Raw genomic sequence first — 23,225 nt, 5'->3', positions numbered from 1 at the left:
GCGTCTTTTATTCTCGAAGACGAGTCAAGCTCGAGCGGTTGTGAATCTAGTGTTGTTTATGGAGACGATGAAATGGAAGTATCAACAGAACAGCTTGTAAACCAAGATATTATCGACCTCGACAAGAGCGTATTTCATTCTTGGTCAGTTCAGGAAGCGGCTGAGCCTATCGCCATTGCTGGTGGGCAAGGGTGCAAAATGTGGGACTACGAAGGTAAAGAGTACCTTGATTTTAGTAGCCAACTGGTTAACACCAACATTGGTCATCAGCATCCACAAGTGATTAAAGCGATTAAAGATCAGGCTGATTCATTGGTGACCGTTGCCCCTGCGACAGCAAACCTCACTCGTGGTTTGGCCGCTAAACGTATTTTGTCTAAAGCACCAAGCACGTTTAAGAAGGTGTTCTTTACCAACGCAGGCGCAGATGCCAACGAAAATGCAATTCGTATGGCAAGACAGTTCACAGGACGCGATAAGGTGCTTTCTGCTTATCGCTCTTACCACGGAAATACCGGTACAGCGATTGCGGCGACGGGCGATTTTCGCCGTATTCCAAACGAGTATAGCCGTGGGCACGTTCACTTCTTCAATCCATTTCTCTATCGAAGCGAGTTCAACGCGGCGACTGAGGCAGAAGAGAGTGAACGTGCCCTGCAGCATTTAGAGCGAGTGATTGAATGCGAAGGGCCAACGGCGATTGCGGCTATTATTCTAGAGACCATTCCGGGAACAGCGGGCTTCCTCATTCCGCCAAAAGATTACCTTATTGGTGTGCGTGAGCTTGCAACTAAATACGGTATTCAATTGATCTTTGATGAAGTCATGGTCGGTTTTGGTCGAACGGGTAAGTGGTTTGCGTTTGAGCACTTTAATGTCGTGCCGGATCTTATTACTTTCGCGAAAGGGGTTAACTCGGGTTATGTTCCAGCTGGTGGTGTGGTGGTCAGCGAACCGATCGTTGAGTACTTTAAGTCGAACTTCTTTATGGGTGGCTTAACGTATTCTGGTCATCCTCTAGCGATGGCTTCGATCGTTGCAACGCTCGATGTGATGGAGCAAGAGGGCATTGTTACGCATGCTGATAATGTCGGAAACAGCGTTCTTGGGCCGCTTCTGCTTAGTCTTCAAGAGCTGCATCCTATGATTGGTGATGTGCGCGGTAAAGGGATGTTCTGGGCGCTTGAATTGGTCGAAGATCGAGAAAGTAAAACGCCATTGAGCAATGAGAAAATGGGTCAATTGAAAGCGGAGCTAACGAAACGAGGCCTGTTAACCTTTATTGTTAATAATCGTATTCATGTAGCTCCTCCTTTGGTTATTCAACCAAGCGAGATAAAGAAAGGCGTTAAGATCATTGACGACGTTTTGTGTGAGCTTGCATCTTAATTTTTCAATCGGATAACCAGTAACGAAACCAAGGCGCTTTGATAAGGACTCCCCATTCTTGTTTAAGTGTCTGGCTTTTAGAGTGTTATGTCGATCCTAAAAAGAGCATCAATTGATGCTCTTTTTTACGTTATTCTCTTTTTAATTCATGCTCATTGAGAGTGTCGGTAAAAAGCCCTAATTGATGCTAAATCTTCATTACTTCAGACAGCTCTTTGATGCCGGGAGCGATCAGATCTTTATCGATGGCGTGAAATCCTAATCGGAAATAAGAGTTGGGATCATATTCTGACAATGATTCATAACCCGATTCCGTTTCGGAATTAGTCATAAAGTGTGAATACCCGGTTTCAATCAGTATCCCTTTCTGTGCGGCTCGCGAAGCCAGTCGCTGGCTGTTAATGTGGCTCGGTGTTTGTAGCCATAATGAGTTGGCTTGCTCGCTTTGTGCGAGTCGTTTGCAATCAGGTAAATACTTTAAGACGGCATCATTGAGCAGTTTCCAACGCTGACGCGTGTTCTCTCTGAAGCGTCTTACAAAACTGTCGTAGTAGCCTTGTTCAATAAAGTGAGCCACTTCCATTTGAACGCGGCTTGGTGCATGTCGATACATCAACCTGCGCAGTATTCTAAGGTCGTAGATTAGCTCCTCCGGTGCCACGATGTAGCCTAACCTTAAGCCGGGTGCCAGTAGCTTAGAGAAGCTACTAACGTAGATGACACGTCCTTCTTTATCACTGGCTTTCAGCGCAGGCTTTGGGTTCCACTCCACGTTGCACTCGGCATCATAGTCATCTTCTATAATCACTGCATCATTGGTTTTAGCCATCTCAAGTAACTGAGTTCGACGTTCGTCACTCATAGTCACACCTGTGGGCGCTTGATGGCTGGGTGTGACATAGAAGTGGTCACACAGTGAAGAGTGTTCATTGAACCTCAAGCCTTGTTCATCCACTTGATGAGGGTGTAACTGTGCACCAGAGAGATTAAAGATGTGGTTCGCTTCTTTGTAACCGGGGTTCTCGACACCAACTCGACTCTGGTGATTCATTAACAAGGTCGAGAGCAGATAGAGCGCGTTCTGAGAGCCTAAGGTTATTAAGATCTCATCGCTTTGAGCATGAATACCGCGCTGTGGGAGCACTCTCGTGCGTATCTGTTCCACCAGCATATCGACGTCTTTATCGACCTTGTCGCAAAGCCAGCGGTGATCATGTGGGTCTGAGGTGACCTTTCTTGTCGCTTCTCGCCATTGAGCTAATGGGAAGTCATTGATAGAGGGTTGGCCAAAAATAAATGGGTATTGGTAACAACTCCAATGCGAGGGTTTGACGATGCGTGGGTATTGGCCCAATTGCAGCTTAACGCGTTTGCTCCAATCCGGTGCATTGTCGCTGTCGGTTGATTCAAAATGATCCAAACTCGTGTCGATAGTATCACTCGGATTTTGATACTTTTCTGAAAGGTAATAGCCGCTGCGAGGCTTACTGATGAGGTAGCCATCGTCGAGCAAACTGTCGTATACCAAGGAGACAGTATTGCGTGAAACACCCAATTGGCTAGAGAGCTTACGACAAGACGGAAGCGCTTGTTCAGCCGGAAAAATACCATTCAATATCGCCGTCACCAAGTAGCTACGTACTTGTTCTTGCAGGCTTCTTTTGGAATCAAACTCGATGAAACAATTGTGATTTATCGCCATGAGATACAGTCCTTATTCTCAGTGAACCTCAGTCCAATCTGTATAAAATAGCAAGAAGTGCGCCAGAGTTCATATTGATATTTTAAGAGTGTGTTTTGCTCTCTCTTAAACTCAAAAGTTACTTTGTCCCAAACTAGAAAACCGCTCTGTCCCAACCTGAAAATTAAATTGGCTCTACGTCTTCGATGCATTCCGTTCATAAAGTAAAGGCAGGCAAATAATCTCGATAAGGAAAGCGTATGAAACAGGGAATGACGATGAAGGCATGGGTTTCAACAGCGGCAGCAACCGTCGTGCTGGGTTGTTTTGGTGTTGCACAAGCATCAGAACTTTCAGCCATTGAAAAGCAAGGCTTTATGAAAGTGGCGACAGAAGATAACTACTCACCATTCAACTACATTGACCGAGGCAAGCCTGCGGGGATTAACAAAGATCTGCTTGATGAGCTGCGTGAATATTCAAAGTTCGATATTGAACAAGAGATCTTACCTTGGACAGGGTTGCTCGCCTCAGTATCTGCGGGTCAATACGATGTGGCGCTAACGGGCGCTATCGTGACAGACGCTCGATTGAAGGTGTTTGATTTTACGCCGCCTATTGCCTCAGCACAGCATTATTTCTTAACCAGAGCGGATGCTGACGACATCAATACGGTGTCGGATCTAGACGGCAAAACGGTGGGATTACAAGCGGGTAGTGCTTTGTTAGAGCGACTGCCAGAGCTCGAAGAAATGCTCGAAGCACAAGGTAAATCTTTAGGTAAGGTCGTTCAGTACCAATCGTACCCAGAAGCGTATTCAGATTTAGCTATTGGCCGAATCGACTACGTCATCAACAGTGTGGTCTCGGTTAACGAGGTAGTGAAATCTAAGTCTAACGTCTTTAAAAAAGGTGAGGCGGTATCTGGCCCTGGTTTCGTAAGCTGGCCTGTTCCAAAAGAGAGTCCTGAGCTATTGGCTTATCTCACTGAGTTTTTCATTCATCTAGAGCAAACAGGAAAAATGGCAGAGTTGCAGAAGAAGTGGTTCGGTGAATCGTTCGAGCATCTTCCTTCGGAAGCCATCACTTCAGTAGAGCAGTATCACAAGCTAACAGCGGTCCAGTAGATCAGTAAGCACGCGCTGGCACAAACAGTTAACGCCTGTTTGTGTCCATGCCAATGGGTTCAAAGCGGTTTAACCCATGAATCATTTGCGCAAAACCTATCGAAAGAAGTCGCTTATCAAAGAGGTCGTTTATGGATTATTACGCTTGGGAACAGTTGCTACAGGGCGCGTGGGCTACGGCATGGATATCGGCAGTCTCGATTGTATTAGGTGTTGTCATCGGGCTAGTCATAGCCTTGATTCGAATGATGAAAATCCCGTTTGTGGATCAAATACTGGGTATCTATGTCAGTTGGGCCCGAGCAACACCCTTGGTGACACTGGCTCTGTTTATCTTTCTTTCGTTCCCGTCATTTGGCATCAATTTAGATAAACACGTTTCTGCCATTTTAGCGCTCACACTCAACACATCGGCATTCAATGCTGAAATTTGGCGCAATGCCTTTCTTAACTTTTCAAAAGGGCAAATGGAAGCGGCCGAAGCGATTGGCATGCGACGCCTGACTTATTTTCGCCGAATCATGTTCCCACAGATGGTGATCATGAGCTTACCTGCGCTCGTCAATGAGATGTCGTTCTTAATCAAAGGCAGCCCAGCGATTGCAGTGATCGGTATCGTGGATCTAACCCGTGTCACCAACCGAATTGCAGCGGTTACCTATGAGCCACTCGGGCCAATATTATGTGCTGGTGCCATCTACATGTTGATTATTGGCGTGTTGGTGAAGTTGCAAGCTGTGGCTGAAAACCGAGCCACTTATCTGCAGCAATAAGTGCATACATCTGTTAACAGCAGCAGCAACAGTTTGGCCGTCATAACTACTTGGTCAGCAACACCATTTACCTGCTTATGAAGCGTCATTGAGTGGGTAAATTTAAGGAGTAAATATGGAAGAATGGAATATTATCTGGCAACAAAAAGAGCTGTTTGCTTCTGGTTTTGTGACCACGTTTTATCTTTTTGTTTCGTCTTCAATCTTGAGTTTCGTCATAGGTATTGGTTTGTTGTATTGTCTCGAAAACTCGAGACTCGGTGTTAAGTACACCATCAACAGCTTGATAGGCATGATGCGTACCTTACCGTTTCTGATCTTAGCCTACCTCCTCTATTACGGTTTGCCTCAGATTGGCATTCGACTAGATGCAGTGACAGCGGGAATCATCGCGCTCAGCCTTTATCATGGTACGTATTTCTGTGAGATTTTCCGCGGTGTGCGTAAAGGGTTAGAGCCTGGCTACATCGAAGCGGCGCACGCTTATGGCTTCTCTAAGCTGAAAACTTTTACCCGAGTCATCACACCCAACGTGTTATTTAAGTCGGTTCCTCTGATCACTAACCAACTTATCATCTGCTTAAAGGACACCGCGTTTCTTAGCATCATTACCGTCGCAGAAATTACCGCAGCAGCCAACAGTATTCAATCGACCTACTTCATCCCATTGAATGCCTTCATCATTGCTATCGCGCTCTACTGGGCTGTGAGTATTGCACTTGAAACCATCACCAAACGAATCCAAACCAAAGTTGAACTTAGAGGGCTTAGCCATGCTTAAACAATCAGAGATTATTGAAACAGAAGCACCGATTAACCCCTCTTTGGGAGTGAGTTTGGAAGTGATTGAGTGTGAGCCACTGTTGGAAGAGCGTGAGACGATCATCAACATTGAAAACTTGTCGAAACAGTTTGATGGAATCGAAGTATTACGAGACATTAACCTCACCATCAACAAAGGCGATGTGGTCAGCATTCTCGGTTCGTCAGGGTCGGGCAAATCGACGTTATTGCGCTGCATGAACTGGTTAGAACAACCAGAACGCGGCACGATCTTCATGGGTGATGAGCGAATTGGTATCAACTCTGAAACGGGGAAGCCGCTCAAATACAAAGAGTTGGCGAAACTTCGAGAGCGCCTTGGGATGGTCTTTCAAAGCTTCAACTTATGGCCGCATCTCACCGTTTTACAAAACGTCATGGAAGCGCTGGTACACGTGAAGAAAATAGCGAAGCCTGACGCTGAAGAGATGGCTCGTAAGCAACTCGATAAGGTGGGCATGTCCCACAAGCTAGAGAGTTACCCAAGTATGTTATCGGGCGGACAAAAGCAACGTGTCGCGATTGCCAGAGCACTCGCGATGGAGCCAGATGTATTGTTGTTTGATGAGCCAACCTCGGCGCTCGACCCTGAATTGGTCGAAGAGGTACTCCTAGTGATGAAGAAGCTATCGCAAGAGGGCTACACCATGGTGGTGGTTACTCATGAGATGGAGTTCGCGCGTCAGGTGTCGGATCAAGTGGTATTTCTTGAGAAGGGGATATTGATTGAGAAATCTAACCCAGAGAAGTTCTTCACTAACCCAGATTCACCAAGGGTTAGGCAGTTCCTTAAACTTGATTCATGAACTAGATGATTCACATCACCTTAATGTTTGATCGTTAAATCCAAAACTCCGACCTAATCAGTCGGAGTTTTTGTATGTGTGGGATTCTTCTCTTAAGTAGGCACTGCATTACCCAATACTATCAATATGGATCACTACTGAGTCTGGTCGCCAGTATTCCAATTCGCAGTCCATTAGCTCACCATCTTGTTTGTAGTTCACTCGACAGATCTTAAGAACAGGTTGCCCTTCAGCTAAATTGAGCGCCTTAGCGACATGCGCAGGGGCAGAAGTGGGAATCACATCGAAGCGCGATCGTTTAGTTTCGTAGCCGTATTTTTCTCGATAGATGCCTGTCAGCGACATGGTGAGGTTTTCCGACAACACCTTCTCAAATAGAGGTGCTTTTAAGACGTTTTCAACGAACAGCACCGCTCTGCCATCAATAAATCGTAATCGCTCAATCACGTGTATCGGGGTTATCTGGCCTATTTCTAATGCCTTGGCGTAATCGCCTGCCGCCATTTCTGTGCGAGTACCTAGTAATTGAGTTTCTGCAATACGATGTTGCTCGCGAATCATTTGATGAAAGTGAGAACGCGACAATGGGTTATAGCGAATTCGTTCGGGTGACACATACCAGCCACGGCGCTCTTCTCGGTATATCAAACCTTCGGTTTCCAGAGACACCAACGCATCTTTGAGCGTGATTCGTGTGGTGGAAAACAGCTCGCTGAGGTTTCTTTCTGATGGCAACTTTTGCCCCTCGGTGAAGATACCTGATTGAAGTTGTTCTCTAATACTTGCCTTAATTCTGCCTAGCTGTGTCCCTGATTGCGCTGTTGCCAATGTTCTCATTGCTGATCTAGTCCATAAGTTCGTGTGCTCAATAAGGTAAACCATGGAGTTAACAGAAATGTGACAGTAAACAATGGCTTACTGTCATATGAGTGACATATAACTGCCACAAAAATGCATCCTAACTGTCAAATAACTTGCGCGAAAGCGTCACACTCCGGCGATAGCATACAAAACGAACTTACTGATCTAGTCCAGAGGGATAGAGACAATGAAAACTTTGCTTAGCCGTTCAACTGTATCGCCAAGAAAACTGATGGGTTCACCTACAAAGCTAATAGGTGCGACGCTAATAACGGCAACACTTTCAATGCCAGCGATGGCAAAGGATGCTGATCTTGAGTCACTGGTAAAAGCCGCTCAAAAAGAAGGTGCGGTTTACAGTGTGGGTATGCCAGACAGTTGGGCAAACTGGAAAGGCACATGGGCAGACCTGAAAGCAAACTACGGTTTGAAGCATCAGGATACTGACATGAGCTCAGCGCAAGAGATCTCGAAATTTGAAGCAGAGAAGAAAAACGCAACCGCTGATATTGGTGATGTGGGTTTTGCATTTGCACGTGTGGCAGTGAAGAAAAACGTCACTCAGCCATACAAACCAACCACTTGGAATGACATTCCGGACTGGGCGAAAGACAAAGATGGTCACTGGGCTCTGGCTTACACCGGCACTATCTCTTTCATTTCCAACAACAACCTTGTTGAAGATGCGCCGAAAACTTGGAGCGACCTACTAGAAGGTGACTACAAAGTAACAGTCGGCGATGTCGGTGTAGCAGCGCAAGCAAACAACGCGATTCTAGCGGCTGCGTTTGCTAACGGTGGTGACGAGTCAAATCTAAAGCCGGCGATTAAATTCTTTGGCGAGCTAGCGAAGCAAGGCCGTCTGTCTTACACAGACCCAAGCATCGCGAACCTTGAAAAAGGTGAAGTGGAAGTGGCAATCATGTGGGACTTCAATGCACTGAACTACCGCGACACGATTGACCGTGAGCGTTTCACGGTGAGTATTCCACAAGATGGTTCGGTGATCTCTGGTTACACCACCATCATCAACAAATACGCGCAAAACCCGAATGCGGCGAAGTTGGCTCGTGAATATATCTTTAGCGACCAAGGCCAAATCAACCTAGCAGAAGGCTACGCACGTCCAATCCGTAGCAACATTACGCTGCCTAAATCAGTACAAGACAAGCTGATCTCAAACGATGAATACAGCAACGTTCACCCAGTGACTGACTTCTCAGCATGGGAAAAATCAGCACGTCGCCTGCCACGTCAATGGCAAGAAAGTGTATTGATTCACCAACAGTAATCCGTATTCAAAACAAGCAATAGAGAATAGACCATGAGCAATAAGGTTATCCTTGTTGTTCTAGATGGACTGAACTATCAGGTAGCCCGTGATTGCATGGGCTACCTGAACGGTCTTCTAGAACTAAGCGATTTGCAGACAAAACAGGGCGATATACATGAAAAGCTGGGCGATTTGCATGAAAAACAGGGCGATTTGCATGAAAAACAGGGCGATTCGTACAGTAAACAGAGCACTTCGCAAAGCACGCAAAAAAACAAGTTGCGTGCCACGCTTTATCCGGTGCAGTGTGAGCTGCCGTCCATGTCACGCCCACTGTATGAGTGCATTTTAACGGGAGTCCGCCCTGTCGAGAGCGGCATCGTTAACAACCAAATCGTGCGTTTATCGAATCATGAGTCGATCTTTAGCTTGGCTAAATCGCAAGGTAAAGTGACGGCTGCAGCGGCCTATCATTGGGTGAGTGAGCTGTATAACCGAGCGCCATTTGATGCTGTGCGTGACCGCTTTACAAACGATGAGACCATGAACATTCAACATGGCTGTTTCTATCACTGGGATCACTACCCAGATGAAGCCTTGTTCTTGGATGCAGAGCACCTGCGCGTCACTCATCAACCTGATTTCTTACTGATTCACCCAATGAACATTGACGACATAGGGCACAAGCACGGGCTGGATTCTCGCCAATACCGCAACAGTGCACGTGGCGCGGATATCTACCTGTCGAATTACCTTGAGAAATGGGTAGATGATGGTTATCAAGTGATCATCACCAGTGACCACGGCATGAACAATGACTTGTCTCACGGTGGCATTCTGCCCGAAGAGCGTGAAGTGCCATTCTTTGTGATTGGCGATAAGTTCACACACCAAGAATGTTCAGTGAAACAGACCGACATCTGCGGCAGCGTGTGTCAGCTACTCAACCTTGAACACGATAAGTCTTACACTCAGGAATTGTTGGCCCTATGAGCAGTTCTGTAATCACGCAGAGCGATGGCTCTGCGCTTCAACCCAAAACCAAATCTTGGTTCAAACGCTTCAAGCCCGCTTTGTGGCTTGCGCCTTTCGCCCTATTTTTCTATCTGTTCCAACTGGCACCTATGGTTTGGGTGCTGATCAACAGCTTTTTCTATGACGACGAACTCTCTCTCGAAAATTACGCTGAAGTGTTCGACTCTGCCTTTATGATGCAGGCTTTTGGCAACAGTTTATGGTTGTCGATTTGGTCGAGCATTGTTGGCTTGGCGATTGCGACTCTGCTCGTTTCTTCACTGCGCCGCGTTGATTCTAAAATCCGCGATGCGGTGATTGCGTTTACCAACATGAGCAGTAACTTCTCAGGCGTGCCTCTGTCGTTCGCCTTCATCATCATCCTTGGCACCAACGGTGCTATCACCTTGCTGCTTAAGCAGTACGGGCTATTGGGTGATTTCGACCTGTATGGCAAGTGGGGCTTGCTGGCGATTTATATCTACTTCCAGATCCCATTGGCGGTGTTGTTACTCTATCCAGCGTTTGATGCTCTGAGTGACGACTGGCAAGCTGCCTCAGCACTGCTTGGTGCGAAAACTTGGCAATACTGGACTAAAATTGCGCTGCCTGTGCTATCTCCTGCCTTGTTTGGCACCTTTATCATCTTGATTGCCAATGCGATTGGTGCGTATGCGAGCGTGTATGCGTTGACCTCGGGCAACTACAACGTGATTACGATTCGAATCGCGAGCTTAGTATCGGGCGACTTGTTCCTAGAACCCAACCTAGCTGCCGCAATTTCCGTAATTCTGATGGCGATGCTGGCCTTCATCACCGTGATTAACCAATGGCTGATCAGCAAAAGCTACGTAGGGAAGAGAAAGTAATGAACACCGTAAATACTCGCTTTCATAAAACGGTTGTCTATTCGATTGTCGGCATCATGATGATCCCGATCTTAGCGACCTTTATCTACTCGATCTCTTCTCGATGGGGCGCAACGATCCTGCCGGATGGCTTCACGTTAGATTGGTATATCAACCTGCTGACGGATCTTCGCTTCTTGCAAGCCTTTGGTCGTTCACTGTTTATCTGCGTGGCGGCACTGTCATTGAGTGTGGTGTTGGTTCTGCCTGCGATTTTCGTGGTGTTTTACTATTTCCCGAAACTCGACAAGGTGATGAATATCCTGATCTTATTGCCGTTCGCTGTGCCTCCTGTGGTGTCATCGGTGGGTTTACTTCAATTGTATGCAGACAGTGAGATCTCACTGATAGGCACGCCGTGGATTTTGATTGGCACCTACTTCACTATCGCGTTGCCATTTATGTATCGCGCGATTGCCAACAGTTTTGAAGCGATTAACTTACACGACTTGATGGACGCTGCTCACCTGCTCGGTGCAAGCACCACTAAGGCATTTCTATTGATTATTCTGCCAAACCTTAAGAAAGGCTTAATGGCGTCGCTGTTCTTGTCGTTCTCGTTCCTACTGGGTGAGTTTGTGTTCGCCAACATCTTGGTCGGTACACGCTACGAGACACTGCAAATCTACCTATACAACATGCGTCAAACCAGTGGTCACTTCACGTCAGCCCTTGTGATGACGTACTTCCTGTTTATTTTCTTACTGACTTGGTTGGCAAGTCGTTTCAGCCAAGGAACAAAATAATGAGCTATGTAAATGCGAAAAGCCTCACCAAGCGTTTTGGTGACAACACGGTGTTTGAAGACATTGAATTTTCCATCGAGAAGGGTGAATTCATTACTCTGCTTGGGCCGAGTGGCTGCGGTAAATCAACTCTACTGCGTAGCTTGGCAGGCTTGAATCCTGTTGATGGTGGCGAAATCTGGGTGAATGGCGAAGAGATTACTCACCAAGTGCCGCAACAGCGTGGCATCGGCATGGTGTTTCAATCTTATGCGCTGTTCCCGAACATGACGGTTGAAGGCAACATTGCGTTTGGTCTCAAGATGAAAAAGCTTGCTGCCGATGAAATTAAACGCGAAGTCGCGAAAGTGATTGGGCTGGTGGACTTAACGGGCAAAGAGAAGTTTTACCCGCATCAGCTATCAGGCGGTCAGCGTCAGCGTGTCGCTTTGGCAAGAGCCTTGGTAGTTAAACCACGTATCTTGTTGTTGGATGAGCCGCTTTCAGCGCTGGATGCGAAGATCCGTAAACATCTGCGCCAACAGATTCGAGACATCCAAAAAGAGATGGACCTGACCACGATCTTCGTGACTCACGATCAAGAAGAAGCGATGATCATGTCTGACCGTATCTTCTTGATGAACAAAGGCGAGATCGTGCAAGCCGGCACACCCGAAGAGATCTACACTCAACCTGCCAATGAATTCGTGGCGGGGTTCATGGGACACTACAACTTGGTCCAAGCGAACAAGGCTAAGCAGTTGTTCAATATTGAAACCGAATGGAAGGTGGCGATTCGACCTGAATCTATCTACGTTAAAGAGCAGGGTCGACAATATGGCGAACATATCTCTGCGCCAAAAGCCGGTACCGTTCGCAACCACCAGCTCTTGGGTAACGTGATTCGATATCAAGTGGACGTTGATGAGTGTGAATTAACGGTCGACCTACTTAACCGCTCCTCTGAACGACTGTTGGCAAACGGCAGCCAACTTGAACTCCTGTTTAACCTTAACGAAATTCAACCTGTGAGAGCCTAAGATGTTCAAACCTTTGTATGTATTTGATATGGATGAAACGCTGATCAATGCTGACGCAGCGATGCTTTGGAATGAGTTCTTGGTTGAAAAGGGCATTGCCACAGCGCCCAACTTTATTGAAGAAGATAAGCGCTTAATGGGTCTGTATTCGGAAGGCAAACTGAACATGGAAGATTACCTCACGTTTTCCATGCAACCTTTAGCCGATATGCCAACAGAGCAAGTCACAGCATTGGTCGAAGAGTGTGTTGAGCATTATATTTTGCCTAAACAGTTCAAGCAGTCGAAACCTTTGATTGAGCAGCTAGAGAATGATGACATCGACATGTTGATCATCTCGGCTAGCGTCACTTTCCTAGTAGAAGAGGTCGGTCGCAAGATTGGTATCGAGAACGCACTCGGTATCGATTTGGTCGAAAACCAAGGCCGTTTCACGTCTCAGATCTCTGGCGTACCAAGCTACCGTGAAGGCAAAGTAACGCGTTTGAAAGAGTGGTTAGACAATCAAGAAACCAACTACTCAGATATCCACTTTTATACCGATTCAATCAACGACTTACCTTTATGCGAACACGCGGACTTTGCTTACTTGGTGAATCCATGCCCTCGTTTGAAATCACTGGCTGATCAACCGAATTGGTCGATTCTCAACTGGGATTAACGCTGATCCCATCTTTGAATTATGTTCGCTTTAGAACGAAAAAGCCGCTGATGAAAGCGGCTTTTTCGTTCGTATTATTCTATTTCTAGTTTGTAACCTATCCCGTAAATGGATTTAATGTAGTCACATTTTTCATTTATCGAGACCATTTTTTTACGTAAGTTTTTAATATGGCTATCGATAGTGCGATCACTAACCACTCTTCTATCGTCGTAGATTTTATCAATCAATTGATCGCGACTATAAATGCGGCCAACATTTTGATAAAGAAGGTGCAAAAGCCGAAACTCAGCTGGCGTTAAACTTAGCTTAATACCACATAGGACGGCGGTCATACTCAATTCATCAATATCAATGGCGTTCGTTGCTGACGTGGCTTGGGGCTTGTTGGAACGGCGCAAAATATTTTTCACCCTCACGACTACTTCTCTCGGGCTGTACGGCTTACATATATAATCATCTGCACCCAATTCAAGCCCAACGAGTCGATCGATCTCTTCGACCTTGGCTGTCGCCATAACCACAGGGATATCACTGAACGTTCTCAGCTCTCGATAAATATCCAACCCGTCTCGATTGGGTAGCATTAGGTCGAGAATAATGAGTTTAGGCGATGCTTGTTTTACCCAGTCAATGACAAGATTACCATCGATAATATGATGACTTTCAAGGCCAGAGTGCTCTAAGTACTCACACAGTACACTTGCTAATGCAGGCTCATCTTCGACGACTAAGATCACGATTTTATTTCCTTTGGTAACGCTATGATGATTCGTAGTCCACCCAATTCTGAGTGGTCGGCAGTAATGTGTCCTTGGTGCGCTTCAACGATATTTTTACAGATAGATAAGCCAAGCCCAGAACCGCCACTTGAGCGACTGCGCGATTTATCAACGCGGTAAAGCCTCTCAAACAAACGCGGAAGTGATGCATCAGGTACACCTGGATCACTGTCTTCAACGTTGATAATAATACTATCACTAATGTCGGTAACATCTATCGATACATGCCCATTATCGCTAGTGTATCGTGCGCTATTTTCCAACAGATTCACAAACAGTTGTGTCAGTAATCTCTCATCACACGAGGTAAACAGTGGGGCTGAATGGTCATAGTGCTTTGTTAATGTGATTCTTTTCTGTTCTAAACGGATCGAGTTTTGAACGATCACAGAATCAATCAGTTTATGTATATCAACGTTGTTTTTAACATTGAGGTTAAATCCGATGTCATACAGGGAGAGTTGATGAAGATCCTCAACGAGTTGACCCAGTGTGATGATTTGTTGATGTAACGAGTCGATATATTTTGGCTCAGGAGATCGGATACCGTCTTGTAGCGCTTCTAGTTCACTTCTTAGCACGGTGATAGGCGTTCTAAGTTCATGTGAAATATCCGATAACCACTGTTCTCTAAGTGTTTTTTGTTTTCTTAGTGTTTCGACTACACCGTTGAATATTCCGATGAGATCGGACAATTCATCATTGCCGCTTTTTTCAATGTAGAAATCGAGATCGCCATTTTCGATAGATTTGGCACCTTTCGACAAAGCACGCAATGGTTTCAAAAATCGCCTAACAAGAAATAAAGCGATAAGGAATGAAAGCAACACGGTAATCGAAGCGATAGTGCTTACATGCGTCGTTTGTTGTTTGAAAAAGCTTTCTGCCAAAGGCCCTGATATTTCATCCATCTGGACGATGGAGATATACCCAATCACTTGATCATCCCGTGTTATTTCGACTAGTGCTTGATGCTGACCATCTTCAAGGTGATATAGGTTTTCAGGAGGTCCAATTATAGCTCGCCCGTTTTGATCTAAAATGTTGAGTCGTTGCCAAATAGGTTGAAGATCTGGCGCTTCCGGCTCTCTTAATGGTGGTGGCGATGGGTGTCTGTCACGAGCATGTGGTCGTGAGGGGCCACCAATGCTACTGGCGATTAAATGTGGTTCACGTTCTAGCCGCCTCCACTTTTCGGAAGGTGAGTAATATTGCTTTAAGTTATTGGCGAGTTCTTGAGCTAGGGCAATCTCATTATTATTTGTGAAATCTTGGAGCCCTCTTTGAAAACTGGAGTTAATAAAATAGGTGAGTACAAAGAGCATGGTCACGCATACCATTAGTATTGAAACAAACAGTTTAGTGAAAATTGATATGCGCACGTTCTCTCCAGAAGTTAAAGTGAATTAGGACAGTAAAATGAATTAAGACAAAAGTGAGTTAAACCAATATTAGTCACCAATCGTGTGGGAAATGTGGACATTGATTTCTTTATTCATCTTAGGCCATGTATAAGCATCTTTTTGTTAGAAACGAATAGCGAGCTGACAGGGTGCTATACCCCATCAGCTCGCATTGAATTATCACTATTTTTGGATAACCCTCTAATAATTATTGACGTCTTGGTGGTGGCGGCGGAACTTCCTCTTCCGATAGACCACCGCTTCCATCTGCGTCTAGTTTGTCAAAGTCATCGGCGAGTGGACCTCTGAGCTCTTCTAATTGTAACTCGCCATCACCGTTTGCATCCATTTCTTCAAAACTTGGCATTTCTCTTGGACCTTCACGGCTTTCAGCACACGCTTGAAGCGCGAATGTCGATGTCAGTAAAAGTAATGCTGTCGTGATTTTTTTCATAATTTAATTCCTATTCGTAACCAAAAATAAGTGTATTTCTTTGACGCAAATAGGTTAGCGATCAAATTAGCAGAGAAAATGGATAAATCTAGGAGATGAAAGTTAGCGTTTAACTTTAATAGGGCATCAATTCATCAGCCCATCAAGTCAGGTTGTTTAAACCTCCATTGTTTCTACATAGTTTCCACATTTTCTATTTTTATCCTAGTCCATTATTGAACTCATGAATTTAATGCCTTTAGCAATAAAGGCAGAAAGCTATCGTTGGTATTGAAATGGATTATTTTTTAGGAGCCGTAGAATGAAGGCAATGGTAAAAAAATCAGTCGTTGTCTCTTCTACGTTGTTGGTTGCTTCTTATAGTAACGCTGCTCTTTATAGGGTGGTTTTGGAGGAATCACCAGTAGAAACGGAATCGGTGTATGGGGTTGCAGTTGAACCAGAGCTTGGTACAACGGATTGCTTTAGTACCAGTTGTGGTGACACCGATTACGCATTCGCAGGGGAAGCTCAAAATGCAGAACCAGGTTTTTCCTTTAAAGAGGAGGTCCCTTTTGGTATCGATAACACGTTCTACTATTTGGATTATGACGATATCTATAGCTACTGCACGAGTGAACTTGGCTACGCGACTTGTGAAGCTTGGAGTTCTTTGTTGTGGTATGGCGATGAGGATGCAGGCATTGGAGGCTTGAGAAATGAGCGTGATGCATATTACGAGCTGAGCTATCAGACGAATTCCACGGCTTTCTATGACTCTAATTCGTTAAGTGATATCCCGGATGTTGGCAGTAACCCACCTGATGTGAGCAGTTATAGTTATTCCTTTGTTGATGGAACAGAGGAGAAGGTGATCACTAAAGTTGACGAGAATGGTTTTGTTCTTGGTAACACCAGCAGTGGTTATTACAGCTATAACAACCAATATATTCAGTTGTATAGGCAGCGTGGTTACTACGATACAGGCACTGAATTTACGGTTCTCCAACCTGAAGCCGATACCAGCATTACGATCAGCGATGCTGACGGCGAAGCGAATATAATCTCCCAAATGGGAAGAACGATGGCTTTTGATTCTTTCAGTTATGGAGGAGAAAGCTATGTGGTCGGAAGTGCGTCCGTTGCGACTTTTTATTACAGTGATGAGTATAAAGATTATGATTCTCCGTACACATCCGACAGTGATGCAGAGGATCTAGATAATTGTATCGATGAAGATATTGAGCCTGCTTTATATCCAGAGTGTCAGAACTTTGCTTTTGCTAATCGAGCTTTTGTCTGGAATATAACCGATGCGAATGGCCCCAATGATGATGGAAACCGTTTCTCAGTATCTGATTGGGAAACCAGTTCGACCTATTACTCTTACAACGATGATGAAGCTTCAGCACAGGCGAGTGTGAGGGCTGCAACGATTTCATCTAGAGGGACATATAGCTCTTATCCTGTTTTAGTTGGTTACAATACAGAGCTAGATGATTCTGATAACTTTCTTATGCAGGCTGCTGTGTTTAGGCCAAGCAGTACGTCAAATTTCAGCGTTTCGGAAAATGCTTGGACGACGACATTTATCGCTAATGCGACGGTAGAAGTGAGTGATTCATACATTCACAGTAATTCTGTCGCAACAGATATTAATGAAAACATGATGGTTATTGGTTATGCAAAACGAGATGGTGATTATCCGTCGGATCGTGTGTCTGACAATCGTATGTTTGTCGCTGATGCGAATGACACAACGCCAACAGCTACATTCTTCGCAAGTTTAGGTGAAGACATTTTCTTTGATAGTGCAGAAGGAAAAGCAAGTGAGATCAATAATTACAATGAAATTGTTGGCTATGTTGACGCAGAAACTCACTCTGAAGTAGACGGCCATGAAAGGAGGCATCGCGGCTTCATTTTCCCTTACAACGACATTGGTACCGATGCTGATAGACGTGCAAGATATAATGATCAAGCTTGGTGGTTAGACGACCTAACTAACGGTGGTGACTACAGTGATGCCAACAACCACTTTAGAATATTGGACGCAACCGACATTAATGATGCGGGTGTTATCTCAGGGACGGCAATACAATGTTTTGCGAGTGAAAGTAGCTCCTCTTCTATGGCTTATGATTCAACCGCGCACTTTGCATATTGTAATGATGGAGTAGGTGACGAGAGGGTGGTGGCTGTGAAACTTATCCCGATATCTGGAGCAACAAGTGAAGACATTGCTGAAAGAAGTGATGATAGCGCTGAAGATGTTGAACGTAGTGGTGCCGGTACCGGGTTATTGGTGCTTATCAGTTTGATGTCCGTGCTTTCTATGCGTTCAAGAGTATCTCGTCTGTAACTTTTTAAATTGATGAAGTTCAAAAGTCGCCTTCTTTTTCCGATAACATCGAAGGCGGCACTAAGTCGATGTTATCCCTTTCGCTTAAAAGTCCACATGTAACAATTCAATAACATTTCTTGCTCGCCTGTAAATCAAACCACCCTCTTTCAATCCCTTGATAGCACTCATTTTCTTGTTGTGAGGTTTTGTGTGTAACAAATATTTTACAACTTGACGAGTTTTCAGCGTTACTGCCCATTTCCTTCCATCCATTCCAATCTTTCCGCTTGTGGGCCAAATTTAATCAAGGACAAAAATCACTTAACACAAAACCAGTAGGTACAAGGAGAAAGTTCATGGTGGAGTCATACAACCCGCTTGGCACAGATGGATTCGAGTTTGTTGAATACACGGCCGTTGACCACAAGGGAATAGAGCAACTTAAAGCGCTGTTTGTGTCACTTGGTTTTGCTGAGATCGCCAAGCACCGTTCAAAAGAGGCTTGGCTGTATCGACAAGGTGACATCAACTTTATCGTCAATGAACAGCCTCACAGCCAAGCGGAAGCGTTCGCTAAAGTTCACGGCCCATCGGTGTGTGGCATGGCTTTTCGTGTCAACGAAGCAACCGCTGCTATGGAGCAAGCATTCAAAGGTGGCGGTGAAGAGTACAAAACAGAAATAGGGCCGATGGAGCTGAGTATTCCTGCCATTTATGGTATCGGTGAAAGCCTGCTCTATTTTGTGGATCGTTATGGTAAGCAGAGTATCTATGATGTTGACTTCCGATTCTATGACGATGCGAAAGAGCGCATGGCAGAAGCTAATGTTGGCTTGTATGAAATCGACCACCTCACGCACAACGTGAAACAAGGCAATATGGATCTGTGGTCTGGTTTTTATGAGCGTATCGGTAACTTTCGTGAGATTCGCTACTTCGACATTGAAGGTAAGCTGACAGGCCTTGTGAGCCGTGCCATGACCTCACCATGTGGCAAGATCCGTATTCCAATCAATGAGTCTTCAGATGACAAATCACAAATTGAAGAGTTCATTCGTGAATACAACGGCGAAGGTATCCAACACATCGCGCTTGCTACGGATGACATCTACAAAACGGTGAAAACCCTGCGTGATCGCGGCATGGACTTTATGCCAACCCCAGATACCTACTATGAGAAAGTTGACGATCGTGTAAAAGGCCACCGGGAAGATACCGATCTGTTGCGTGACCTACGCGTTCTGATTGATGGTGCGCCGACCAAAGACGGCATCTTGCTGCAAATTTTCACACAGACGGTAATCGGGCCTGTGTTCTTTGAAATCATTCAGCGTAAAGGTAATGAAGGCTTTGGCGAAGGTAACTTCAAAGCGCTGTTTGAATCGATTGAAGAGGACCAGATTCGTCGAGGAGTATTAGACGATGCATAAATGGATCTCGTTTCCTCATCGGGAGGGTGTGTGCTCTAAACAAGCGCACGCCGATTTTCCCGAAGAGGCAATTTATGAGCGAGAGGCGGGCCGAAGTGGGTTCTTCGGCCCAGCGGCTCACTTTCATCACCAACATGCCCCAACAGGTTGGTCGGAGTGGGAGGGCGATTTACGTCCTCGCGCTTTTGATTTTACGCTGGTGGAAAAAGCCAGCCAGATAACCCCTTGGGCGGTGCCTCATCTTTTGCACAATGCGGACTGCAAAATTCGTGTGTGGCGCATGGACGAGAAGATGGATTTCTTGGTGCGTAATTCCGACGGTGATGAGCTGCTGTTCATTCATCAAGGCAGCGCCGATCTCTATTGTGACTATGGTCATCTAGAGGTGAGTGAAGGGGATTACGTGATGATCCCGCGCTCGACCAACTGGCGTTTAGAGCCAAGCGAGCCGATGTTTATCTTGATGATTGAGAACACAGACGCGGCTTACTCCTTGCCAGAGAAAGGCATGGTCGGTAATCACGCGGTGTTTGATCCTGCTGTGCTCGACATCCCTTCTATCAATGATCAATTCCGCGTTCAGTACTCAGAAAATCAAACTCAGGTTCAGGTAAAACGCCACGACGAAGTCAGCGTTATTACTTATCCGTTCAATCCATTGGATGCAATTGGTTGGCATGGCGACCTAGCTGTGGTGAAAGTAAATTGGCGCGATATCAGACCGCTGATGTCACATCGCTACCACTTGCCACCCTCTGCGCATACAACGTTTGTTGGCGCAGGCTTTGTGGTGTGCACCTTTGTGCCACGCCCGATTGAGAGCGATCCTGGGGCGTTAAAAGTGCCGTTCTACCACAACAACGATGATTACGACGAAGTGCTGTTCTATCACGCAGGTGACTTCTTCAGTCGCGATAACATTGAGGCGGGCATGGTGACCTTCCATCCGGCTGGGTTTACGCATGGGCCTCACCCTAAAGCCTTTAAGGCAGGGCAAGCGCACAAGAAGAAGTTTACCGATGAAGTGGCGGTGATGATCGATACTCGCCACGCGCTGCAGTTCTCTGATGAACTCGATAGCGTTGAGAACAAAGAATATGTCTACAGTTGGCAAGAGAAGTAAGGGGCAACAAGGATGAAATTAGCAACCAAGAAAAATGGTACTCGCGATGGTCTGTTGATGGTCGTGAGTAGAGATCTTAAACAGTGTGTGCCAGCGACGGAGATTTTCCACGCGATGCATTTGGCGCCAACCATGCAGGTAGCTTTGGATAACTGGGACAGTGTTGCGCCTCAGTTAGAAGAATTATACACCTCGCTTAATACTGGGCATGTGATAGGCAGTGAAGTCTTTGCGCCTCAATATTGTGAATCGCCTCTGCCACGCGCTTATCAATGGGCAGATGGCAGCGCGTATGTAAACCACGTTGAGCTGGTGCGTAAGGCTCGTGGTGCTGAAATGCCAGAAAGCTTCTGGGTTGATCCTTTGATGTATCAAGGCGGCTCAGATGCCTTTATCGGCCCTCGTGACAACATCGAATTTGCCAGCGATGAGTGGGGTATAGATTTCGAAGGAGAAGTCGCGGTTGTGACTGGAGATGTGCCAATGGGCGCAAGTGCTAAACAAGCGCATGATTCGATTCGTTTACTGATGTTGGTGAACGACGTGTCACTGCGTGGCTTGATTCCCGCTGAGCTTGCGAAGGGCTTTGGCTTCTTCCAGTCTAAACCGTCTTCGGCGTTTTCTCCGGTTGCCGTCACACCTGATGAACTTGGCGATCAATGGAAAGGTAGCAAGGTGCATCTACCGTTGATATCGACCTACAACGACCAGCCTTTTGGTTGTCCGAATGCGGGCGTGGATATGACCTTCAATTTTGCAGAGTTGGTCGTGCATGCCGCGAAGACTCGCCCACTGTCGGCAGGCGCGATTATCGGCTCGGGCACGGTTTCTAATAAGCAAGGGACTGACCACGGCACCTCAATTGCCGAAGGCGGTGTGGGTTATTCATGTATTGCCGAAGTGCGAATGATTGAGACGATTCGCGATGGTAAGCCTTCGACCCAATTCATGTCGTTTGGCGATTCGATCAAGCTTGAGATGTTTGATGCAGCGGGTGACTCGATTTTTGGTGCGATTGACCAAAAAGTGAGCCAGTATCGAGCGCTATAATCCACATAATAGGATTTCTGTATGAGCGAGAGCGTCGTGAACAAGAACATTATACTTTACGGTTACTGGCGCTCGTCCGCAGCCTATCGAGTGCGTATCGGATTGAACCTAAAACAACTCAACTATGAGTCTAAATCGGTGCATTTGGTGCGTAATGGCGGCGAGCAGCATGATCCACAATATCGCGATCTCAATGCCAGTGAATTAGTGCCGGTGCTGGTGGATGGTGACGTTCAGCTCAATCAATCGCTGGTTATTCTTCAATATCTCGATGAGCACTATTTGTGTGAGAGCAGCCGAGAAGCCTCGATAATCCCTGAGCAAACACCACTGCGCTATCAAGCACTGGCGATGGCTCAGGACATTGCGATGGAAATCCACCCTCTGAATAACCTGCGTGTGCTGCAGTATTTGGAGCGAGAGTTGTCGTGCGAGCAAGAGGCTAAAATGGATTGGCTGCACTATTGGATGAGCCAAGGTTTCCATGCTCTAGAAGAGAAGCTAGCGAAGCACAGCAAAGCACATGGCGACTCGGTGTATAGCCTCACTGACTCCCCTTGTATTGTCGATATCTGCTTAGTGCCGCAGGTGTATAACGCACTGCGCTTTGGCGTTGATATGGCGCCTTATCCGCTGATCAACTCAATAGTCGAAGCGTGTAACCAGTTACCCGCTTTTATTGGGGCGATGCCAGAGAACCAAGCGGATGCGAATGTACTTACGTAAACGTATAGCAACACTTTACGGCTAATTTCGACTGCAATACGATATACCACAAGCATCTAAGGTGTGTCTGACGTCGTGCTAACAATTTTTATTTTATTTGTAATACAATTAAATATCTTTAAATCAACGAATAAAATGGCTATGAAATCAGTTCTATGTTTTGGCGATTCCAACACTTGGGGATGTTCCCCAGACTTACCGCGTAGATATAACCGTGCAGAGCGCTGGACGATGTTACTTCAATCAAAACTCCCTAATTATGTCGTGATTGAAGAGGGTTTAAACAGCAGAACAACCGTTTTAGATGATCCTTATGAAGCAGGAAAAAAAGGGCTAGATTACCTTTTACCGTGCATAGAAAGCCATCACCCCGATCTTGTTATACTGATGCTTGGAACCAATGACCTCAAATCTCGTTTCAATTTGACTGCCAGTGATATATCTAAAGGGGCTGCAAGACTCGTTCAACTGATACAAACCTATCAACACGGTTTTATGACTAAGCCTGCTGAAGTCTTGCTAGTGTCACCTACTCATGTCCTTGAAGTGAATCCATTAAAAGAGGGTTTTACGAACGCTGAAGCTAAATCAAAGCAGCTAGGACACTATTTTAAACTTCGCTCCCAAGAGCTGGGTTGTCATTTCTTTGATGCTGCAACCGAAATCCAACCTTGCCCAAAAGAAGGTATACATTGGCAAGCATCTCAGCATGAAAAGTTTGCTGAGATACTAGCAAAGCGAATCCCCACCATCTTGGAAACCGCTGTTTAGTTATAGCTGCAGGCTTTTCCGAGGTTAGAAAGCCTTATGTTGGTATTTCTAGTCATCCTTTTGCTTTGATATTTTTCGTCCTG

Annotated in this window: 22 protein-coding genes; 17 read left to right on the top strand and 5 right to left on the bottom strand. The window is 45.8% G+C overall.

Translation table 11 applies throughout. The features are described 5' to 3' along the window. Positions 1-72: 72 nt before the first annotated feature. Complete coding sequence (locus OQJ75_RS08595) at positions 73-1,389, top strand: aspartate aminotransferase family protein (protein WP_265972410.1); 1,317 nt, start codon at positions 73-75, stop codon at positions 1,387-1,389. A 187-nt stretch (positions 1,390-1,576) separates the two neighbouring features. Here OQJ75_RS08595 and OQJ75_RS08590 read toward each other — a convergent pair whose 3' ends face one another. Continuing rightward, the gene (locus OQJ75_RS08590) at positions 1,577-3,091 is read right to left on the bottom strand and encodes a PLP-dependent aminotransferase family protein (RefSeq protein ID WP_265972412.1); all 1,515 of its coding nucleotides are present in this window, start codon (positions 3,089-3,091) and stop codon (positions 1,577-1,579) included. Positions 3,092-3,330: 239 nt separating this feature from the next. Between OQJ75_RS08590 and OQJ75_RS08585 the strand changes: the two genes are divergently transcribed. The 4 genes from OQJ75_RS08585 (at position 3,331) to OQJ75_RS08570 (ending at position 6,598) form a co-directional block, all read left to right on the top strand. Beyond that, positions 3,331-4,197 carry a transporter substrate-binding domain-containing protein gene (locus OQJ75_RS08585; protein WP_265972414.1) on the top strand — a complete coding sequence of 289 codons (867 nt, stop codon included), beginning with the start codon at positions 3,331-3,333 and terminating at the stop codon, positions 4,195-4,197. Between the two features lie 131 nt (positions 4,198-4,328). Continuing rightward, entirely contained in the window at positions 4,329-4,970 is a 642-nt protein-coding gene (locus OQJ75_RS08580; RefSeq protein ID WP_210445558.1) for an amino acid ABC transporter permease, read from the top strand. Between the two features lie 115 nt (positions 4,971-5,085). Then, positions 5,086-5,751 (top strand): amino acid ABC transporter permease, encoded by a 666-nt coding sequence (locus tag OQJ75_RS08575; RefSeq protein WP_210472199.1) that lies wholly within the window; start codon positions 5,086-5,088, stop codon positions 5,749-5,751. Then, positions 5,744-6,598, top strand: coding sequence for an amino acid ABC transporter ATP-binding protein (locus OQJ75_RS08570; protein WP_323054476.1), 855 nt, complete (start codon positions 5,744-5,746; stop codon positions 6,596-6,598). Before OQJ75_RS08575 ends, OQJ75_RS08570 begins: the two co-directional genes overlap by 8 nt. A gap of 108 nt (positions 6,599-6,706) precedes the next feature. On the opposite strand, the gene OQJ75_RS08565 is transcribed toward OQJ75_RS08570, so the two are convergent. Further along, positions 6,707-7,435, bottom strand: a complete 729-nt coding sequence (locus OQJ75_RS08565) for a UTRA domain-containing protein (RefSeq protein ID WP_265972416.1) — start codon at positions 7,433-7,435, stop codon at positions 6,707-6,709. A gap of 211 nt (positions 7,436-7,646) precedes the next feature. On the opposite strand from OQJ75_RS08565, the gene OQJ75_RS08560 reads away from it, so the two are divergent. The 6 genes from OQJ75_RS08560 to OQJ75_RS08535 are packed head-to-tail and all read left to right on the top strand — an operon-like array spanning position 7,647 to position 13,080. Beyond that, positions 7,647-8,750 carry an ABC transporter substrate-binding protein gene (locus tag OQJ75_RS08560; protein WP_017075612.1) on the top strand — a complete coding sequence of 368 codons (1,104 nt, stop codon included), beginning with the start codon at positions 7,647-7,649 and terminating at the stop codon, positions 8,748-8,750. Positions 8,751-8,783: 33 nt separating this feature from the next. After that, complete coding sequence (locus tag OQJ75_RS08555) at positions 8,784-9,725, top strand: alkaline phosphatase family protein (RefSeq protein ID WP_265972420.1); 942 nt, start codon at positions 8,784-8,786, stop codon at positions 9,723-9,725. After that, a complete protein-coding gene (locus tag OQJ75_RS08550; protein ID WP_010432260.1) occupies positions 9,722-10,615 on the top strand; it encodes an ABC transporter permease in 894 nt (297 codons plus the stop codon). Before OQJ75_RS08555 ends, OQJ75_RS08550 begins: the two co-directional genes overlap by 4 nt. After that, positions 10,615-11,400, top strand: coding sequence for an ABC transporter permease (locus tag OQJ75_RS08545; protein WP_016785448.1), 786 nt, complete (start codon positions 10,615-10,617; stop codon positions 11,398-11,400). The genes OQJ75_RS08550 and OQJ75_RS08545 overlap by 1 nt, the downstream gene beginning before the upstream one ends. Continuing rightward, positions 11,400-12,419: an ABC transporter ATP-binding protein gene (locus tag OQJ75_RS08540; protein ID WP_265972425.1), complete on the top strand. Its 1,020-nt coding sequence runs from the start codon at positions 11,400-11,402 to the stop codon at positions 12,417-12,419. The genes OQJ75_RS08545 and OQJ75_RS08540 overlap by 1 nt, the downstream gene beginning before the upstream one ends. Before the next feature lies 1 nt (position 12,420). Further along, positions 12,421-13,080 carry an HAD family hydrolase gene (locus OQJ75_RS08535; protein WP_265972427.1) on the top strand — a complete coding sequence of 220 codons (660 nt, stop codon included), beginning with the start codon at positions 12,421-12,423 and terminating at the stop codon, positions 13,078-13,080. 74 nt (positions 13,081-13,154) lie between these two features. Here OQJ75_RS08535 and OQJ75_RS08530 read toward each other — a convergent pair whose 3' ends face one another. From OQJ75_RS08530 to OQJ75_RS08520, 3 genes are all read right to left on the bottom strand, one after another. After that, the gene (locus OQJ75_RS08530) at positions 13,155-13,820 is read right to left on the bottom strand and encodes a response regulator (RefSeq protein WP_010432275.1); all 666 of its coding nucleotides are present in this window, start codon (positions 13,818-13,820) and stop codon (positions 13,155-13,157) included. Further along, entirely contained in the window at positions 13,817-15,187 is a 1,371-nt protein-coding gene (locus tag OQJ75_RS08525) for an ATP-binding protein (RefSeq protein WP_265972604.1), read from the bottom strand. Before OQJ75_RS08525 ends, OQJ75_RS08530 begins: the two co-directional genes overlap by 4 nt. Before the next feature lie 286 nt (positions 15,188-15,473). Further along, on the bottom strand, positions 15,474-15,719 hold the full coding sequence (locus OQJ75_RS08520) for a hypothetical protein (protein WP_010432281.1): 246 nt from the start codon (positions 15,717-15,719) through the stop codon (positions 15,474-15,476). Between the two features lie 301 nt (positions 15,720-16,020). On the opposite strand from OQJ75_RS08520, the gene OQJ75_RS08515 reads away from it, so the two are divergent. The 6 genes from OQJ75_RS08515 (at position 16,021) to OQJ75_RS08490 (ending at position 23,142) form a co-directional block, all read left to right on the top strand. Next, entirely contained in the window at positions 16,021-18,060 is a 2,040-nt protein-coding gene (locus OQJ75_RS08515; RefSeq protein WP_265972429.1) for a DUF3466 family protein, read from the top strand. Between the two features lie 338 nt (positions 18,061-18,398). Next, complete coding sequence (gene hppD, locus OQJ75_RS08510) at positions 18,399-19,472, top strand: 4-hydroxyphenylpyruvate dioxygenase (protein ID WP_265972430.1); 1,074 nt, start codon at positions 18,399-18,401, stop codon at positions 19,470-19,472. Next, positions 19,465-20,595: a homogentisate 1,2-dioxygenase gene (locus OQJ75_RS08505; RefSeq protein WP_016767948.1), complete on the top strand. Its 1,131-nt coding sequence runs from the start codon at positions 19,465-19,467 to the stop codon at positions 20,593-20,595. The genes hppD and OQJ75_RS08505 overlap by 8 nt, the downstream gene beginning before the upstream one ends. Before the next feature lie 12 nt (positions 20,596-20,607). Then, positions 20,608-21,645: a fumarylacetoacetate hydrolase family protein gene (locus OQJ75_RS08500; protein ID WP_265972432.1), complete on the top strand. Its 1,038-nt coding sequence runs from the start codon at positions 20,608-20,610 to the stop codon at positions 21,643-21,645. 21 nt (positions 21,646-21,666) lie between these two features. Continuing rightward, complete coding sequence (gene maiA, locus OQJ75_RS08495; protein WP_265972433.1) at positions 21,667-22,371, top strand: maleylacetoacetate isomerase; 705 nt, start codon at positions 21,667-21,669, stop codon at positions 22,369-22,371. Between the two features lie 84 nt (positions 22,372-22,455). Further along, on the top strand, positions 22,456-23,142 hold the full coding sequence (locus OQJ75_RS08490; protein ID WP_248376755.1) for an SGNH/GDSL hydrolase family protein: 687 nt from the start codon (positions 22,456-22,458) through the stop codon (positions 23,140-23,142). Positions 23,143-23,225 lie beyond the last annotated feature (83 nt).

The sequence above is a fragment of the Vibrio sp. 14G-20 genome, assembly GCF_026241515.1.
In the GTDB taxonomy this organism is placed as follows: Bacteria; Pseudomonadota; Gammaproteobacteria; order Enterobacterales; family Vibrionaceae; genus Vibrio.
Note: the sequence above shows the minus strand (reverse complement) of the source record. Positions and strands in the feature narration are given on the sequence as shown.

Excerpts from the sequence above, each read along its gene's own strand:
- OQJ75_RS08595 (WP_265972410.1), top strand. The coding sequence starts at position 73 with ATGGAAGTATCAACAGAACAGCTTGTAAACCAAGATATTATCGACCTC.
- OQJ75_RS08590 (WP_265972412.1), bottom strand. The coding sequence starts at position 3,091 with ATGGCGATAAATCACAATTGTTTCATCGAGTTTGATTCCAAAAGAAGC.
- OQJ75_RS08585 (WP_265972414.1), top strand. The coding sequence starts at position 3,331 with ATGAAACAGGGAATGACGATGAAGGCATGGGTTTCAACAGCGGCAGCA.
- OQJ75_RS08580 (WP_210445558.1), top strand. The coding sequence starts at position 4,329 with ATGGATTATTACGCTTGGGAACAGTTGCTACAGGGCGCGTGGGCTACG.
- OQJ75_RS08575 (WP_210472199.1), top strand. The coding sequence starts at position 5,086 with ATGGAAGAATGGAATATTATCTGGCAACAAAAAGAGCTGTTTGCTTCT.
- OQJ75_RS08570 (WP_323054476.1), top strand. The coding sequence starts at position 5,744 with ATGCTTAAACAATCAGAGATTATTGAAACAGAAGCACCGATTAACCCC.
- OQJ75_RS08565 (WP_265972416.1), bottom strand. The coding sequence starts at position 7,435 with ATGAGAACATTGGCAACAGCGCAATCAGGGACACAGCTAGGCAGAATT.
- OQJ75_RS08560 (WP_017075612.1), top strand. The coding sequence starts at position 7,647 with ATGAAAACTTTGCTTAGCCGTTCAACTGTATCGCCAAGAAAACTGATG.
- OQJ75_RS08555 (WP_265972420.1), top strand. The coding sequence starts at position 8,784 with ATGAGCAATAAGGTTATCCTTGTTGTTCTAGATGGACTGAACTATCAG.
- OQJ75_RS08550 (WP_010432260.1), top strand. The coding sequence starts at position 9,722 with ATGAGCAGTTCTGTAATCACGCAGAGCGATGGCTCTGCGCTTCAACCC.
- OQJ75_RS08545 (WP_016785448.1), top strand. The coding sequence starts at position 10,615 with ATGAACACCGTAAATACTCGCTTTCATAAAACGGTTGTCTATTCGATT.
- OQJ75_RS08540 (WP_265972425.1), top strand. The coding sequence starts at position 11,400 with ATGAGCTATGTAAATGCGAAAAGCCTCACCAAGCGTTTTGGTGACAAC.
- OQJ75_RS08535 (WP_265972427.1), top strand. The coding sequence starts at position 12,421 with ATGTTCAAACCTTTGTATGTATTTGATATGGATGAAACGCTGATCAAT.
- OQJ75_RS08525 (WP_265972604.1), bottom strand. The coding sequence starts at position 15,187 with ATGCTCTTTGTACTCACCTATTTTATTAACTCCAGTTTTCAAAGAGGG.
- OQJ75_RS08520 (WP_010432281.1), bottom strand. The coding sequence starts at position 15,719 with ATGAAAAAAATCACGACAGCATTACTTTTACTGACATCGACATTCGCG.
- OQJ75_RS08515 (WP_265972429.1), top strand. The coding sequence starts at position 16,021 with ATGAAGGCAATGGTAAAAAAATCAGTCGTTGTCTCTTCTACGTTGTTG.
- hppD (WP_265972430.1), top strand. The coding sequence starts at position 18,399 with ATGGTGGAGTCATACAACCCGCTTGGCACAGATGGATTCGAGTTTGTT.
- OQJ75_RS08505 (WP_016767948.1), top strand. The coding sequence starts at position 19,465 with ATGCATAAATGGATCTCGTTTCCTCATCGGGAGGGTGTGTGCTCTAAA.
- OQJ75_RS08500 (WP_265972432.1), top strand. The coding sequence starts at position 20,608 with ATGAAATTAGCAACCAAGAAAAATGGTACTCGCGATGGTCTGTTGATG.
- maiA (WP_265972433.1), top strand. The coding sequence starts at position 21,667 with ATGAGCGAGAGCGTCGTGAACAAGAACATTATACTTTACGGTTACTGG.